Origin of the sequence: Mesorhizobium sp. CA13 (assembly GCF_020165235.1) — a bacterium.
Classification (GTDB): Bacteria; Pseudomonadota; Alphaproteobacteria; order Rhizobiales; family Rhizobiaceae; genus Mesorhizobium.
This window is the reverse complement of sequence record NZ_JAIUHS010000023.1, coordinates 1-13,172: the sequence shown is the minus strand read 5'-3', so window position 1 is coordinate 13,172 and position 13,172 is coordinate 1. Positions and strand designations below refer to the sequence as shown.

The 13,172-nt window shown below is 63.3% G+C and carries 13 protein-coding genes; 9 read left to right on the top strand and 4 right to left on the bottom strand.

All coding sequences use genetic code 11. From position 1 onward, the window contains the following. Nucleotides 1-110 precede the first annotated feature (110 nt). From LB566_RS29620 to LB566_RS29590, 7 genes are all read left to right on the top strand, one after another. The gene (locus LB566_RS29620; protein WP_224629650.1) at nt 111-794 is read left to right on the top strand and encodes a TetR/AcrR family transcriptional regulator; all 684 of its coding nucleotides are present in this window, start codon (nt 111-113) and stop codon (nt 792-794) included. A gap of 357 nt (nt 795-1,151) precedes the next feature. Then, nucleotides 1,152-2,468: an ABC transporter substrate-binding protein gene (locus LB566_RS29615; RefSeq protein ID WP_224629648.1), complete on the top strand. Its 1,317-nt coding sequence runs from the start codon at nt 1,152-1,154 to the stop codon at nt 2,466-2,468. Between the two features lie 69 nt (nt 2,469-2,537). Further along, the gene (locus LB566_RS29610) at nt 2,538-3,443 is read left to right on the top strand and encodes a carbohydrate ABC transporter permease (protein WP_140549432.1); all 906 of its coding nucleotides are present in this window, start codon (nt 2,538-2,540) and stop codon (nt 3,441-3,443) included. A 1-nt stretch (nt 3,444) separates the two neighbouring features. Beyond that, complete coding sequence (locus LB566_RS29605) at nt 3,445-4,404, top strand: carbohydrate ABC transporter permease (RefSeq protein WP_140500406.1); 960 nt, start codon at nt 3,445-3,447, stop codon at nt 4,402-4,404. Then, on the top strand, nt 4,401-4,634 hold the full coding sequence (locus tag LB566_RS29600) for a hypothetical protein (protein WP_140549433.1): 234 nt from the start codon (nt 4,401-4,403) through the stop codon (nt 4,632-4,634). The genes LB566_RS29605 and LB566_RS29600 overlap by 4 nt, the downstream gene beginning before the upstream one ends. Then, entirely contained in the window at nt 4,631-5,734 is a 1,104-nt protein-coding gene (locus tag LB566_RS29595) for an ABC transporter ATP-binding protein (RefSeq protein ID WP_224629647.1), read from the top strand. Before LB566_RS29600 ends, LB566_RS29595 begins: the two co-directional genes overlap by 4 nt. After that, nucleotides 5,734-6,819 (top strand): ABC transporter ATP-binding protein, encoded by a 1,086-nt coding sequence (locus LB566_RS29590; protein ID WP_140549435.1) that lies wholly within the window; start codon nt 5,734-5,736, stop codon nt 6,817-6,819. The genes LB566_RS29595 and LB566_RS29590 overlap by 1 nt, the downstream gene beginning before the upstream one ends. An 87-nt stretch (nt 6,820-6,906) precedes the next feature. Here the strand turns inward: LB566_RS29590 and LB566_RS29585 are convergent, their stop codons facing one another. The 3 genes from LB566_RS29585 to LB566_RS29575 form a co-directional block, all read right to left on the bottom strand. Then, nucleotides 6,907-7,338 carry a DUF4437 domain-containing protein gene (locus tag LB566_RS29585; protein ID WP_140549436.1) on the bottom strand — a complete coding sequence of 144 codons (432 nt, stop codon included), beginning with the start codon at nt 7,336-7,338 and terminating at the stop codon, nt 6,907-6,909. A 146-nt stretch (nt 7,339-7,484) separates the two neighbouring features. Beyond that, nucleotides 7,485-8,456, bottom strand: coding sequence for an AraC family transcriptional regulator (locus tag LB566_RS29580; RefSeq protein ID WP_224629646.1), 972 nt, complete (start codon nt 8,454-8,456; stop codon nt 7,485-7,487). 106 nt (nt 8,457-8,562) lie between these two features. After that, the gene (locus LB566_RS29575) at nt 8,563-9,549 is read right to left on the bottom strand and encodes an AraC family transcriptional regulator (protein WP_224629645.1); all 987 of its coding nucleotides are present in this window, start codon (nt 9,547-9,549) and stop codon (nt 8,563-8,565) included. Between the two features lie 91 nt (nt 9,550-9,640). On the opposite strand from LB566_RS29575, the gene LB566_RS29570 reads away from it, so the two are divergent. Beyond that, on the top strand, nt 9,641-10,855 hold the full coding sequence (locus tag LB566_RS29570) for an MFS transporter (RefSeq protein WP_224629642.1): 1,215 nt from the start codon (nt 9,641-9,643) through the stop codon (nt 10,853-10,855). A 120-nt stretch (nt 10,856-10,975) separates the two neighbouring features. On the opposite strand, the gene LB566_RS29565 is transcribed toward LB566_RS29570, so the two are convergent. After that, complete coding sequence (locus LB566_RS29565; protein WP_224629639.1) at nt 10,976-11,323, bottom strand: GFA family protein; 348 nt, start codon at nt 11,321-11,323, stop codon at nt 10,976-10,978. A 119-nt stretch (nt 11,324-11,442) separates the two neighbouring features. Between LB566_RS29565 and LB566_RS29560 the strand changes: the two genes are divergently transcribed. Beyond that, nucleotides 11,443-12,738 carry an amidase gene (locus LB566_RS29560; protein ID WP_224629637.1) on the top strand — a complete coding sequence of 432 codons (1,296 nt, stop codon included), beginning with the start codon at nt 11,443-11,445 and terminating at the stop codon, nt 12,736-12,738. Nucleotides 12,739-13,172: the final 434 nt, after the last annotated feature.

Genomic DNA, 13,172 nt, shown 5'->3' with positions numbered 1-13,172 from the left:
CTCTGCCGGTCCAAGTCACCCAAGGCTCAGTGCTATACAGAGCGTCAACCTAGCCATTCCGAAAACGAGGAGGTCATTGCAATTTTTTGAGACGCGCGTATCATATTGATATGGATGTCTCACGTCAACACGCCGCAACAAGCGGGGACACCGCCGGGGGACCCGAGCGTGGGCCACGCGCGCGCACCAAACGGCTGATGCTGGAGACGGCGACGAGGCTGATGCAGGCAGGCGCAACACCTTCGGTCAGCGAGGTCGCCGAGGCGGCGCAGGTGTCCCGCGCCACCGCCTATCGATATTTTCCGAGCCAGGCGGCACTGGTGCAGGCAGTGGTCGACGAGGGGCTCGGGCCGATCCTCACCTGGAAATCCACCTCTGCCGATGCCGAGCGCCGCGTTGCCGAGCTCTTCGACACGGCCATGCCGCGCATCGAGGCTTTCGAGGCGACATTCAAGGCGGCATTGAAATTGTCGCTCGATCAGTGGGCGCGGCGCCAGGCCGGTACCTTGGGCAGCGAACCGGCCTTCAAGCGCGGCCACCGCGTCGAATTGCTTCAGGACGCGCTTGCGCCGCTCAAGGGGCGGCTGCCGCCGCGCGACCTCAAGCGGCTGGCGCAGGCGCTGTCGCTGATCTTCGGCGTCGAGGTGCTTATCGTGCTGAAGGACATCTGGGGACTGGACGGTCGCCGGACGATGTCCGTCGCCCAGTGGGCGGCAGGCACCCTGGTGCGCGCGGCGATCGCGGAATCAGTGTCCGAAGCAAAAGCAATCGAACCGACAAGGGTCACGAAATAGCATGCATCTGGTTCTACCAGATTTGCATGCTGGTTGCCGATATTAACCGCAACGCTGAAGCATGAACAAGGCCGATGTCTATCAATGAGTAGGAAAATTTAGGAAAAACAGGCAGATAAGGCTGGAATTCGTGACTTCAGGCTGTCACCATTGCTCAAGAAAGGGCTTGACGGAGCTTCAAAATTGGTAATACCAGATCAAAGGAGAAAAGCGGATCGAAAGTGAGGGCTGCGATCCATTTCCGGGCGGGCGAGGAGGCTCCAAACCGGAAGGCGCGACCAAGGGAGGAACTACCAGGGCCGGCCCCGTTTGCCGGCTCGCTTGATACGGTAGAATGCGCACAAGGGAGGAAACATCATGCGCAAGATAGTGACCAGCTTGCTTGCTGGTATCGGCTTGACACTTGCCTGCGGAACATCCGTCTACGCCCAGGACAAATCGCTCACCATCTTCTGGGCGGAATGGGATCCGGCCAACTACCTCCAGGAACTCGGCAACGAGTACGAGAAGGAAACCGGCGTCAAGATCACGGTGGAAACCACGCCCTGGGCCGACTTCCAGACCAAGGCCTTCACCGAGTTCAACGCCCATGGCGACGCCTACGACCTGGTCGTCGGCGACTCGCAGTGGCTGGGCGCCGGCTCGACCGGTGGCCACTATGTCGACCTCACGGACTTCTTCAACAAGCACAAGCTCGGCGAGGTGATGGCGCCGGCGACGGTGAAGTACTACGCCGAATATCCCGGCAACAGCGGCAAGTACTGGGCCATCCCGCTCGAAGGCGACGCCGTCGGCTGGTCCTATCGCAAGGACTGGTTCGAGGATCCCAAGGAGAAGGAAGCCTTCAAGGCGAAATACGGCTACGAACTCGACGTGCCGAAGGATTTCAAGGCGCTGCGCGACATCGCCGAATTCTTCCACCGGCCGGACCAGAAGAGATACGGCATCGCTATCTACACCGACAATTCCTATGACGCGATGGCGATGGGCTTCGAGAACGTGCTGTTCTCCTATGGCGGCGAGCTGGGTGATTATTCGACCTACAAGGTCGATGGTTTCATCAACTCCGACAAGGCCGTCGCGGCGCTCGACGCTTATAAGGAACTCTACAAGTTCACGCCTCCGGGCTGGGCCAAGTCGTTCTTCGTCGAGGACAACCAGGCGATCACCGAAAATCTGGCCGCGATGAGCATGAACTACTTCGCGTTCTTCCCCTCGCTGATCAACGAGGCGTCGAACCCGAACGCCAAGAACACCGGCTTCTTCGCCAATCCTCCCGGGCCGAACGGCGACCAGTTCGCCGCGCTCGGTGGCCAGGGCATCTCCATCGTCTCCTACTCGCAGAAGCAGGACGAGGCGATGAAGTTCCTCGAATGGTTCATCAAGGACGAGACCCAGAAGAAGTGGGCCGCGCTCGGCGGCTATACCTGCAGCGCGGCGGTGCTCAAGTCGGAAGAGTTCCAGAATGCGACGCCCTACAACAAGGCCTTCTACGAGACCATGTTCAAGGTGAAGGATTTCTGGGCGGTGCCGGAATATGCCGAACTGCTCCAGCAGCTCAACCAGCGCGTCTATCCCTACATGATCGGCGGCGAAGGCACCGCCAAGGAAACGCTCGACGCACTGGCCGCCGACTGGAACGCGACCTTCAAGAAATACGGCCGCGGCCAATAATCGTTCATGTCCCACGGAGGGGGCGCTCATGCCTCCTCCGTTTCTTTTTCTTCAAGCGGGAGCAGGGTCTTGGCGACCACGATGATCACCACGCTGGACAGATCTTCACGCGCGGCCGCGCGTGGCCTTAGCGATATTTCGATCCGTAACCTTTTCATCATCCCGACGATCCTGTTCCTGATCGTCTTCAACATCTTTCCGCTGATCTACTCGCTCGGCTATTCCTTCACCGATTTCCGCGCCTCGACCAACGCGCCCGCGAATTTTGTCGGGTTGCAGAACTACCGCGACCTGCTCAGCGACCCCTATGTCTGGTCCAACTTCGCCATCACCGCCAAATACGTGATCATCTCGGTCGCCGGACAGTTGCTGGTCGGCTTCGGCGTGGCGATGCTGCTCAACCGCGACATCCCGCTGAAGGGCCTGCTGACGACCCTGCTGCTGCTGCCGATGATGCTGTCGATGGCCGTCGTCGGCCTGTTCTGGAAACTGCTCTACGACCCGTCATGGGGCGTCATCAACTATGCGCTTGGGCTTGGCAATTTCGAGTGGCTGGCCAACCCCAAGATGGCGCTCTACGCCGTGGCGCTGACCGACATCTGGATGTGGTCGCCCTTCGTCATGCTGCTGTCGCTGGCCGGCCTCTCGGCGGTGCCGAAGCACCTCTACGAAGCCGCCGCGATCGATCGCGCCGGTCCGTTCTACACCTTCTTCCGCATCACCTTGCCGCTGGTCGCGCCGATCCTGATGATCGCCGTCATCTTCCGCACCATGGAAGCGTTCAAGACCTTCGATCTGGCCTACATCCTGACCACCCAGCCGACGGCTGAACTGATCTCGATCCGGCTCTACAAGATGGCGTTCCAGGAATGGCAGACCGGGCGCTCCTGCGCGCTCGCCTACATCGTGCTGATCATGGTGCTGGCCATCACCAACATCTACGTCAAATATCTCAACAAAGTGAAGGAGCGCTGAGATGGCCGCCGTCCGCACTTCTTCCGAGATCGCCCTCAACCGCGTCGCAATCGTCGCCGTGCTGGTGGCGACGGTGATCTTCCTGGCGCCGATCTACTGGATCGCCTCGACGGCGTTCAAGCCGCGCAACCTTGCCACCACCATCCCGCCGACGGTCGTGTTCCAGCCGGAGATATCGCCCTTCGTGAAGCTGTTCACCAAGCGCTCGCAATTGCGCAGCCCGCCTTCGCCGGAAGAATACGCGGCGGCGCCCTGGTGGGAACGCGTCGTCTTCGACGGCGGCGAAAAGATCGTGCGCGACGGCAAGGGCCAGGTGCAATGGTCGGGCTATCCGAACCGTTTCATGAATTCGCTGATCGTCGCGATCACCTCGACGGTGCTGGCGGTCGGCATGGGCACGTTCACCGCCTATGGCTTCTCGCGCTTCAGGGTCAAGGGCGAGGCGGACCTTTTGTTCTTCATCCTGTCGACCCGCATGCTGCCGCCCGTGGTGGTGGCGATCCCGATGTTCCTGATGTACCGGGCGGTCGGCCTCAACGATTCCCATATCGGGCTGATCATCCTGTACACCGCCTTCAACCTGTCCTTCTCGGTTTGGCTGATGAAGGGTTTCATGGACGAGATTCCGAAGGAGTACGAGGAAGCGGCACTCGTCGACGGCTATACGCGCATGGAAGCCTTCTTCAAGATCGTGCTGCCCGAAGCCGCCACCGGCATCGCCGCCACGGCCGTATTCTGCTTCATCACGGCATGGAACGAATATGCCTTCGCGCTGATCATGACCAATCGCCGCGCCCAGACCGCACCGCCCTTCATCCCGAGCCAGGTCGGCTCCGGCCTGCCGGACTGGACGGTGATCGCCGCCGGCACCTTCCTGTTCCTGCTTCCCGTCGCCATCTTCACCTTCCTGCTTCGTAATCACCTGTTGCGCGGCATGTCCTTCGGAGCGATCCGCAAATGAGCTTTCGCGCCATCAACCAGAAATATCTGGAGCCGGGCAGCCAGGTGCTCATGGTGCTCGGCATCGTCGCGCTATGCCAGCCCTGGAGCTTGCTGCTGCACAGCTATGGGCTGACCATCATCCTGATCGGCCTGATCGGTTTCAACATCACCTCCAAGATCGCACCGCAAGAGGAAGCCGGAACCGGCCAGTCAGGCGATCCGCAGCGAAATCCGGGAGCGCAGCATTGACCCAGATCGAGCTTCGCGGCGTCCAGAAGTTCTTCGGCGCCGTCCAGGTCATCAAGGACCTCAACCTCAGGATCGAAGACAACGAGTTCATCGTGTTGCTCGGCCAGTCGGGCTGCGGCAAGACGACGACGCTGCGCGCCATTGCCGGGCTGGAGACGATCGACGAGGGCGACATCCTCATCGACGGCAAGCCCATCCAGCATCTGAAGGCCGCCGACCGCGACATCGCCATGGTCTTCCAGTCGTTCTCGCTCTACCCGCATATGACCGTCTACGAGAACATCGCCTTTCCCTTGCGCGCTACGCGAAAGAGCAAGAGCGAAATCGACCAGGAAGTTCGCTCGGTCGCCAAGACGCTGCAAATCACGGACCTGCTCGGCAAGAAACCGTCGGCGCTGTCGGGCGGCGACATGCAGCGCGTGGCGATCGGCCGGGCGCTGGTGCGGCGGCCGAAGGCGATGCTGATGGACGAGCCGATCGGCGCGCTCGACGCCAAGCTGCGCGAGGAGATGCGGGCCGAGATCAAGCGGCTGCACATCAAGCAGGGCTCGACCACCATCTACGTCACCCATGACCAGATCGAGGCGATGAGCCTCGCCGACCGCATCGTCATCATGCATGAGGGGGTGCTCCAGCAGGTCGGCTCGCCCGACGAGGTCTATTCGCACCCGGCCAACCTGTTCGTGGCACAATTCGTCGGCAGTCCGGTGATGAACGTGGCCGACGCGGCGGTTGCCGAAAAAGCCTCGTCGGCCTCGGTGACGGTGGGCGATGCGCCAACCGGTTTCGAATTCCCGCGCGCGCTCCTGTCGAAGCTCAACGGCCATGCGGGCGGCCGGCTGGCACTCGGCATCAGGCCGGAAGGCGTCCTCATCCGCCGTGAGGCGGCGGAGGGTTTCATGCCGGTCGAGACGCAGATCGTCGAGCCGCTCGGCTCGTTCGACATCGTCGACCTGAAAGTCGGCTCCAAGATGCTGCGCGCCCGCACCAAGAGCGGCTTCATTTCAGGTCCCGGCGAGAGGGTGTTCGCCAGGATCGATCCGACACAGGCGCATTTCTTCGACGCGGCGAGCGGCAAGTCGCTCGGAGTGAGACTCTGATGGCCCATATCCAGCTCAAGAACATCTCCAAGACGTTCGGCAATCACACGGCCCTGACCGGGCTCGACCTCGACATCGCCGATGGCGAATTCTTCGTCCTGCTCGGCGAGACGGGCGCGGGCAAGACAACGACGCTGCGGCTGATCGCCGGACTGGAAAAGCCGAGCGAGGGCCAGGTCTTCATCGACGGCATCGACGTTGCCGACTGGGGCGCCGCCGAGCGCGACGTGGCGCTGGTGCTACAGCAATATTCACTCTACCCGCGCTATACGGTGCGCGAAAACCTCGAATTCCCGCTGAAGCCGAAGATCCGGCGGCTGCCCGATGCCGAGATCAAGGACCGCGTCGACCGCGCGGCACGCACGCTCAGGATCGAGCATCTGCTCGACCGCAAGACCGACCGGCTTTCGGGCGGCGAGATGCAGCGCGTATCGATCGGCCGGGCCATCGTGCGCAAGCCGCGCGTGTTCCTGATGGACGAGCCGCTGTCGGCGCTCGACGCCAAACTGCGCGAGGCGCTGCGCACGGAACTGAAGAACCTGCAGATGCAGCTCGGCGCCACCTTCCTGTTCGTCACCCACGACCAGATCGAGGCGATGTCGATGGGCGACAAGGTGGGCGTGCTCAACCATGGCCGCATCGTCCAGACCGGCACGCCGCACGAGATCTACAACAATCCGCGCGACACCTATGTGGCGAGCTTCGTGGGCTCGCCGCCGATGAACCTCATCGACGGCAGGCTGGTCAACGATCGTGCGGTCATGGCACCGCTGAATTTCGAATTGCCGCTTTCGGGGGGAGCCAGGGCGAGTGCGGCGACCGACGGTCGCCCGCTCGTCTTCGGCATCCGCCCCGAGGACGTCTATCTCGAGAGCGGCGCGCCGGTCGAGGCGCGCGTCCACGACGTCGAAAACCATGGCGTGGAAAAGATCCTGACGCTGCGCGTGGGCGAGACCACGCTGCGCGCCACGGTGCCGGCACGGACCGATGTCGCGATCGAGCAGCCGGTGCGCTTTGCCTGGAATCCGGACAAGGTGGTGCTGTTCGACAAGGGCAGCGGCGTGAGTTTGCGGCACGCCGGATGAGGCGAATTATCGCGAATGCGATGTTCCGGACAGCGCCCTAAAAAAAAAGCCCCGCGGCAATGCCGGTCGGACAGCCGTCCCGCACCTCTACTTCGGCAGGTAGGTTTCATAGGGCTCGGTGTTGATCAGCAGGATCACGCATTCCGTGTCCGAGAGGCAGGCGTCGTCATGCATCTCATTGGCCTTCTGGGTCCAGTAAGATCCGGGAGGCAGCTCGACCTTGCTCGCCTCGCCGCCTTCCATCTGCCAGTGCGCCCATAGGCCCCGGATCACCACGGCGCGATAATCGGCGGTGTGCGCGTGAACAGGAGCGCGCCATTTGCCCGGGACTTTCAGCAACGTTCCGGCAGGGCCCTTGGCCCTTTCTCCCCATAGCGGTCCGAGGCGTTGCGGCTGGTCCGGCGCCTCAGAAACATAGGGAATCTTGCTGGCCGGCAGATAGCTGTCCTCAAGGGCAAAGGCATGGCCGGGGATAGCGAGCATTGCGGCCAGAGCCAGGATTTTCAGATGATTTGGCATCGCTTCTCCTCTTCGGGCCGAGTTGCCGCCGGCGCTCGTCTGTTGGACGGCAAGCTATTGCAAATGGCCAAACCGGGAATGGCATTCTGTCCGGAACACTTGGCAATTCATCCAGGCCGGAAATCGCCACTCCAAACAGCGTTGATTTAGCCTTTTCCCGAGCCGCCGCCCGCGGCGCGCAAATGGCTGGGCGCGCTGCCGACGATCCGCTTGAAGGCCCGGCTGAACGACGCTTCCGAATCATAGCCCAATCTGGCGGCGATCACCGACACCCTCATCCCATCTTCCAGGAGCCACCGCCTTGCCTGATGCATGCGTACGCCGGCGACATATTTTGCCGGCGTCTCTCCGACGACGGCCGTGAAACGTTCGGCAAAGGCCGACCGTGAGGCGCCCATCTCGCGGGCCAGCGCTTCGACGGTCCAGTTCCTGTCAGGCTGCCGATGAATGGCGACCAGCACGCGGCCGATGTCTCGATCCTTGATCGCTGCGATCCAACCCGTAATATCACCGGCGCTGTTCTCCACCCACGAGCGGATGATGGCCGCGGCCAATACATCGGCCAGCCGCGCCAGCATGATGCCGGAGCCGGTCCGGTTGCTCGTCGCCTCGTCGGCCATGGCTTCCAGCAAATGCGGGATGCCTGGCTCGCCGGCCATCAGCTCCTTCGCGCGCAGCATATCCGGCATCATGGCCAGCAGTGGATGCGAGCCATCGCGGTTGAAGTGCATGCTGCCGCAGAACAGCAGGGTTTTTGCACCATGGCCGCCGTTCGAGACGGCGTAAACATTGTCCTGCAAGGGCTCGACGCTGTAGCTTTCGAGCGGTTCGGCTTGCACTCCGGGTGCGCTGGCGAGGATATGCTCGGCGCCGCGCGGCAACAGCAATGCATCGCCGGCTTTCAGTTCCAGCCATTCGCCTAGTGGCGAAAGCAGCCAGCATCCGGCACGGCCGATGAAATGAAACCGCGCCGCCTTCTGCACCGGAAAAAGCACGGCCCACGGCGCGCCCAATTCGCAGCGGCCATAGTCGACGCCCTCGAGCCGCAGCGCGCGCAACATCTCGGTCAGCGCACCTCCCGGGGCCGGCGCAGTGTCGTTGGGCGAGGTCAAGTCCATGCCGATTCCTACAGCAGTTCAGCCTCCCACGGAAACGCTGAACTGCTGTATCTCTTCGCGCAATTCCGGACGGAATTGCGCCAGCCTGAAGTCACGGCCTTGCGCTTCAGCCGGCCTGGCGGATCTCTGCATGTTCCTCGGCACGCAGGTGGCTGGGAGCCGAGCCGATGACGCGCTTGAAGGCCCGGCTGAAGGCGGCGTCCGACTCATAGCCCAGGCGTGTAGCGACGACGGAAATCTTCTGGCGATCGCGCACCAGCCATTGCCGGGCCTGGTGCATGCGCACCTGGGTGACGTACCTGGCCGGCGTCTCGCCGACAATGGTGGCAAAACGCTCGGCAAAGCCCGATCGCGAGGCGCCCATCATCCTGGCGAGCGCCTCGACGGTCCAGTCGCGGTCCGGTTCGAGATGGATGGCGGCCAGAACGCGCCCGATGTCCGGGTCCCTGACCGCCGCGATCCAACCGCTTGAATCGCCGCAGCCGCGCTCGACCCATGAGCGGATCACGGTGGCGGCAAGGACGTCGGCGAGCCGCGCCAGAATGCCGCCGGAGCCGACGCGCTCCATCGTCACTTCACGCGCCATCGAGTCCAGGAGATGCGGAATACCCGGCTCATAGGCTTCAAGTTCATGCGCGCGCATGACGTCAGGCATCATGCCGAGCAGGGGATGCAGGCCATCGATGTTGAAGTACATGCTGCCGAAAAACAGCAGCGTGCCCGGACAGCGACCATCGGGGCACATGGCTTCGCTGGACATGCAATAGACGTCCTTGCAGACTTCTTCGGCGGCGTAGCCCTGGATCGGCCAAGCCTTGGTGCCCGGTTCGCTTGCCAGCACATGCGCTGCGCCACGCGGCAGCAGCGCCGCGTCGCCCGCCTTGAGCTCGACCCACTCGCCCGAGGGCTGCATCAGCCAGCAGCCCTTGCGGCCGATGAAGTGGAATCGCGCCACTGCCTGGGCCGGAAACTGGATGCCCCAGGGCTCCCGCATTTCGCAACGGGCGTAGTCGACGCCGTCGAGACGCAGCCCGCGCAATATGTCGGTCAGCGGATCGCCAGTGGTCGGAATTTTGGACGAACGGTCAAACATAATGGTGTTTCTAGCATGGAAACTCCAAGCCGTCACTCCCTATGTTGCAGTGCAGCCAAATGTTGCGCTGCAACTTCATCGGAGACTGACCATGGCCGAACCCGCGACGGGCGTCGTCGACGCCGCCCTATTGAATACTGTCGATCAGGAGGAACGAACCGAGCCGGCATGGGGGGCCGTCGTCTCGCTGGCGCTTGGTGTTTTCGGTCTCGTCACGGCGGAATTCCTGCCCGCCAGCCTGTTGACGCCGATGGCGAGCGATCTCGGCGTCAGCGAAGGCGTGGCGGGACAGGCGGTCACCGCGACCGCGATCGTCGGCGCCATTGCCGCTCCGACAATGGCGATCATAACACGGCGCATGGACCGCAGGCTGGTGATGTGGATGCTGACGGCATTCCTCATCGCCTCGAACCTTTTGGCCGCCTTTGCCTCGTCGCTGTCCATGCTTCTGCTTGCCCGCGTCGTGCTCGGCGTTGCGCTGGGCGGCTTCTGGGCGATGTCGGCGGCCATGGCTTTGCGGCTGGTGCCGATGCGGCTGATGCCACGCGCCATGTCGATCATCCTGACCGGCGTTTCGTTGGCCACCGTCACCGCCGCCCCTGTCGGCGCCTATGTCGGCGATATCTGGGGCTGGCGCACGGCTTTCATGATCGCCACGGTCGTCGCCGCGCTGGCGTTGCTGGTGCAGGTGGCCACCATTCCGAAGCTGCCGCCGATGGGCGTGGCAAGTTTCCGCACTTTGCTCGAGGTGCTCGAGCGCCCGTCGATCAGGGTGGCGCTGCTGGTCGTGCTGTTGGTCGCTTCGGGGCACTTTGCCGGCTTCACCTATGTGCGCCCCTTCCTCGAGAAGATCCCGATGCTCGGCATCGAGACAATCTCGCTGGTGCTCCTGGCCTACGGCATAGGCGGCTTCTTCGGCAATATCGCCGGCGGCATTCTGGCCGAACGCAATCTCAAGGCCGCCGTCGCGCTGGCTCCCCTGCTGATCGCAGCCGCCGCCGCCTCGATGCTGGTCTTCGGTGCCTCGCCGGTAATCGCCGCCGCGGCCGTCGCGGCCTGGGGCTTTGCCTTCGGCGCGGTGCCGGTCGGCCTGCAGACATGGCTGGTGCGGGCCGCGCCCGATCAGGCCGAGAGCGCCGGCGGCCTGATGGTCGCGACCTTCCAGGTGGCGATTGCGCTCGGCGCCGTCTTCGGCGGCCTGCTGGTCGACCATGCCGGCGTCGCCAGTGCCTTCGCCTATTGCGGCGCGGCGACTTTGCTGGCCGCCGTTGTGGTGTTCCTGCTCGGCCCGAAGCGCGCCGGGTAGGCTCTCGCGACAATCATCCCTGACCTGGGCAACGGCCCGAGATCCATCAAGGTTCTCGGGCCATTGCCGTTGTGGCGGCGGCGTCGCTGACAGGCGGACGCGGCAGGCCGCCGGTGAAATTCAGGCTGAACGCCCGTCGAAGTCGAAGATCGACAAGGTGGACGGATCGACATCGGCGACGCAGTTGATGTTGATATAGGCGCTGCGTTCACTCCCCTCGTGCACATCCTCGGCGAAAGGGTGGATGCCGCAGGTGCGACAGAAGCGGTGCGCGATGGCATGGTTGCCGAATGTGTAGGTGCCGATCTCGTCGCTCCAGGCCAGCACCCGCAGCGCCCGATGCGGGACGGTGCACAGCAAGGCGCCCTTGCGCGAGCAGATCGAGCAATTGCACCGCACGGCTCCGGTCAGTTCCGCCTCGAACTCGAAGGCGACCTTGCCGCAATGACAGTTGCCTTTGTAGAGCATCGTTCTCTTCCTTGCGTCCCCAGGGGTGCAAAACCGCCCGCACCGGGTTAAGTCTCGGCACGCCACGCGCCGGCTGCTAAGCTTAAGACGTCCCAGAGGTCCGGAGTCCGACACCGAAGATGCAATCCGTCCGCGATCATCTGGAAACCGTCCTGGCGCGCCTCGCCGCCCGTGCCGGCGGAGAACGTGTGTTCACGAAACTCTATACCGAAGCCGCGCGAGCCGCAGCCGATGCCGCCGACGCGCGGCGGAGGGCCGGCGTGAGGCTCGGACCGCTCGACGGAACGATCGTTTCGATCAAGGACCTGTTCGATGTCCGCGGCGAGGCGACCACGGCCGGATCACTGCTGCTCAAGGATGCTGCGCCGGCAATTGGCGACGCCATGGTTGTGCGCCGGCTGCGGCAAGCCGGCGCGGTGATCATCGGCAAGACCAACATGACCGAGTTCGCCTTTACCGCCATCGGCGACAACCAGCACTATGGCACGCCCGGGAATGCGGCCGATGCCGACCGCATTCCCGGCGGCTCTTCCTCCGGCGCCGGCGTTTCCGTCGGCGAGGGGACGAGCGAAATCTCCATCGGTTCCGATACAGGCGGATCGATCCGTATTCCGGCGGCACTCAACGGCGTCGTCGGCTTCAAGCCGACGGCGCGGCGGGTGCCGCTCACTGGCGCCTTTCCGCTGTCGGCCACGCTGGACTCGGTCGGCCCGCTCGCCCGCACCGTGGCGCAATGCGCCGCGGCCGATGCTGTGATGGCGGGCGAAGACCTGGCGGTGCTGGCGCCGCTTGCTGTTGCCGGGATGCGCATCGGTATCCCGCGCGGGCTGCTTTTCGGAGAAACTGAAGGCGCGGTGGCGGCAGCGTTCGAGCGCTGCCTCGGCAAGATCGAGCAGGCCGGCGCACGGATCGCGGACTTTTCGATCGACGATATGATCGCGGACCTTCGCGCGGTCACCAAACGCGGTTCGATCGCCGCGATGGAGGGGGCCGAAGTGCATGCCGACTGGCTGGCGGCAGGCGCTCCGGTGCCGGTCGACCCGCATGTGAGCGGACCTTTGTCACGGGCAGCAATGCTGCCGACGCCGGTCTACATCAGGGCATTGCGTCGCCGTTCCGCGTTGGTTGCCGCCATGGATGAGCGGCTGGCATCGGTCGATGTGCTGGCTCTGCCAACGACACCGGTGACGGCGCCGACCATCGTTTCCCTGACGCAAGATGCCGAGCTGCGCGACCGCACGGAGAGCCTGCTGCTGCGCAACACGCAGATTGCCAACCAGTTCGACCTCTGCGCGATCTCCCTGCCGATGCCAGGCATGGCGCTGCCGGCCGGCTTGATGCTGGTGGCGCGCCACGGCCATGACCGCCGTCTGCTGAGCATCGCCGCCGAAGTGGAGAGGCTGCTGGGCGGCTGATCGTAGGGGGTGACGCTAAAGACGCAGAACGCCGGCTACCCTATGTCTCTGTGAAGGTTGCTGCCAAGGTGCGATCCTAAGGACGGTTTTCAAGTTACCGCTCATTTCCCGCGGGGATCTGGAACGAAACATATACAAAACCCTTCCTAAGACAAGGATTGGGCCTTATCCTTTCGTTAGATAAAAGCTAACGAAAGGATCCTTGCCTTATGCCGGATCAGGACCGCCTCGGCCTCTGGATCGAAACATCGGTCGCGGGCGAAAAAGTGCGTGCATTCATGCCACCGCCACTCCCGCCAAAACCTCCAATCGATCTTGGCACATTTTCAGAATTTATAGAACGCGCAAACCTAGCTATTTAGTCCCGGCATTTGCTGGAGCGGATTTAGTCTGAAGCGTTCGGGCTGAGTGGTCCACGCCTTGCAGACGAATTC

Excerpts from the sequence above, each read along its gene's own strand:
- LB566_RS29585 (WP_140549436.1), bottom strand. The coding sequence starts at position 7,338 with ATGCCAAATCATCTGAAAATCCTGGCTCTGGCCGCAATGCTCGCTATC.
- LB566_RS29575 (WP_224629645.1), bottom strand. The coding sequence starts at position 9,549 with ATGTTTGACCGTTCGTCCAAAATTCCGACCACTGGCGATCCGCTGACC.
- LB566_RS29620 (WP_224629650.1), top strand. The coding sequence starts at position 111 with ATGGATGTCTCACGTCAACACGCCGCAACAAGCGGGGACACCGCCGGG.
- LB566_RS29560 (WP_224629637.1), top strand. The coding sequence starts at position 11,443 with ATGCAATCCGTCCGCGATCATCTGGAAACCGTCCTGGCGCGCCTCGCC.
- LB566_RS29580 (WP_224629646.1), bottom strand. The coding sequence starts at position 8,456 with ATGGACTTGACCTCGCCCAACGACACTGCGCCGGCCCCGGGAGGTGCG.
- LB566_RS29600 (WP_140549433.1), top strand. The coding sequence starts at position 4,401 with ATGAGCTTTCGCGCCATCAACCAGAAATATCTGGAGCCGGGCAGCCAG.
- LB566_RS29565 (WP_224629639.1), bottom strand. The coding sequence starts at position 11,323 with ATGCTCTACAAAGGCAACTGTCATTGCGGCAAGGTCGCCTTCGAGTTC.
- LB566_RS29590 (WP_140549435.1), top strand. The coding sequence starts at position 5,734 with ATGGCCCATATCCAGCTCAAGAACATCTCCAAGACGTTCGGCAATCAC.
- LB566_RS29615 (WP_224629648.1), top strand. The coding sequence starts at position 1,152 with ATGCGCAAGATAGTGACCAGCTTGCTTGCTGGTATCGGCTTGACACTT.
- LB566_RS29570 (WP_224629642.1), top strand. The coding sequence starts at position 9,641 with ATGGCCGAACCCGCGACGGGCGTCGTCGACGCCGCCCTATTGAATACT.
- LB566_RS29605 (WP_140500406.1), top strand. The coding sequence starts at position 3,445 with ATGGCCGCCGTCCGCACTTCTTCCGAGATCGCCCTCAACCGCGTCGCA.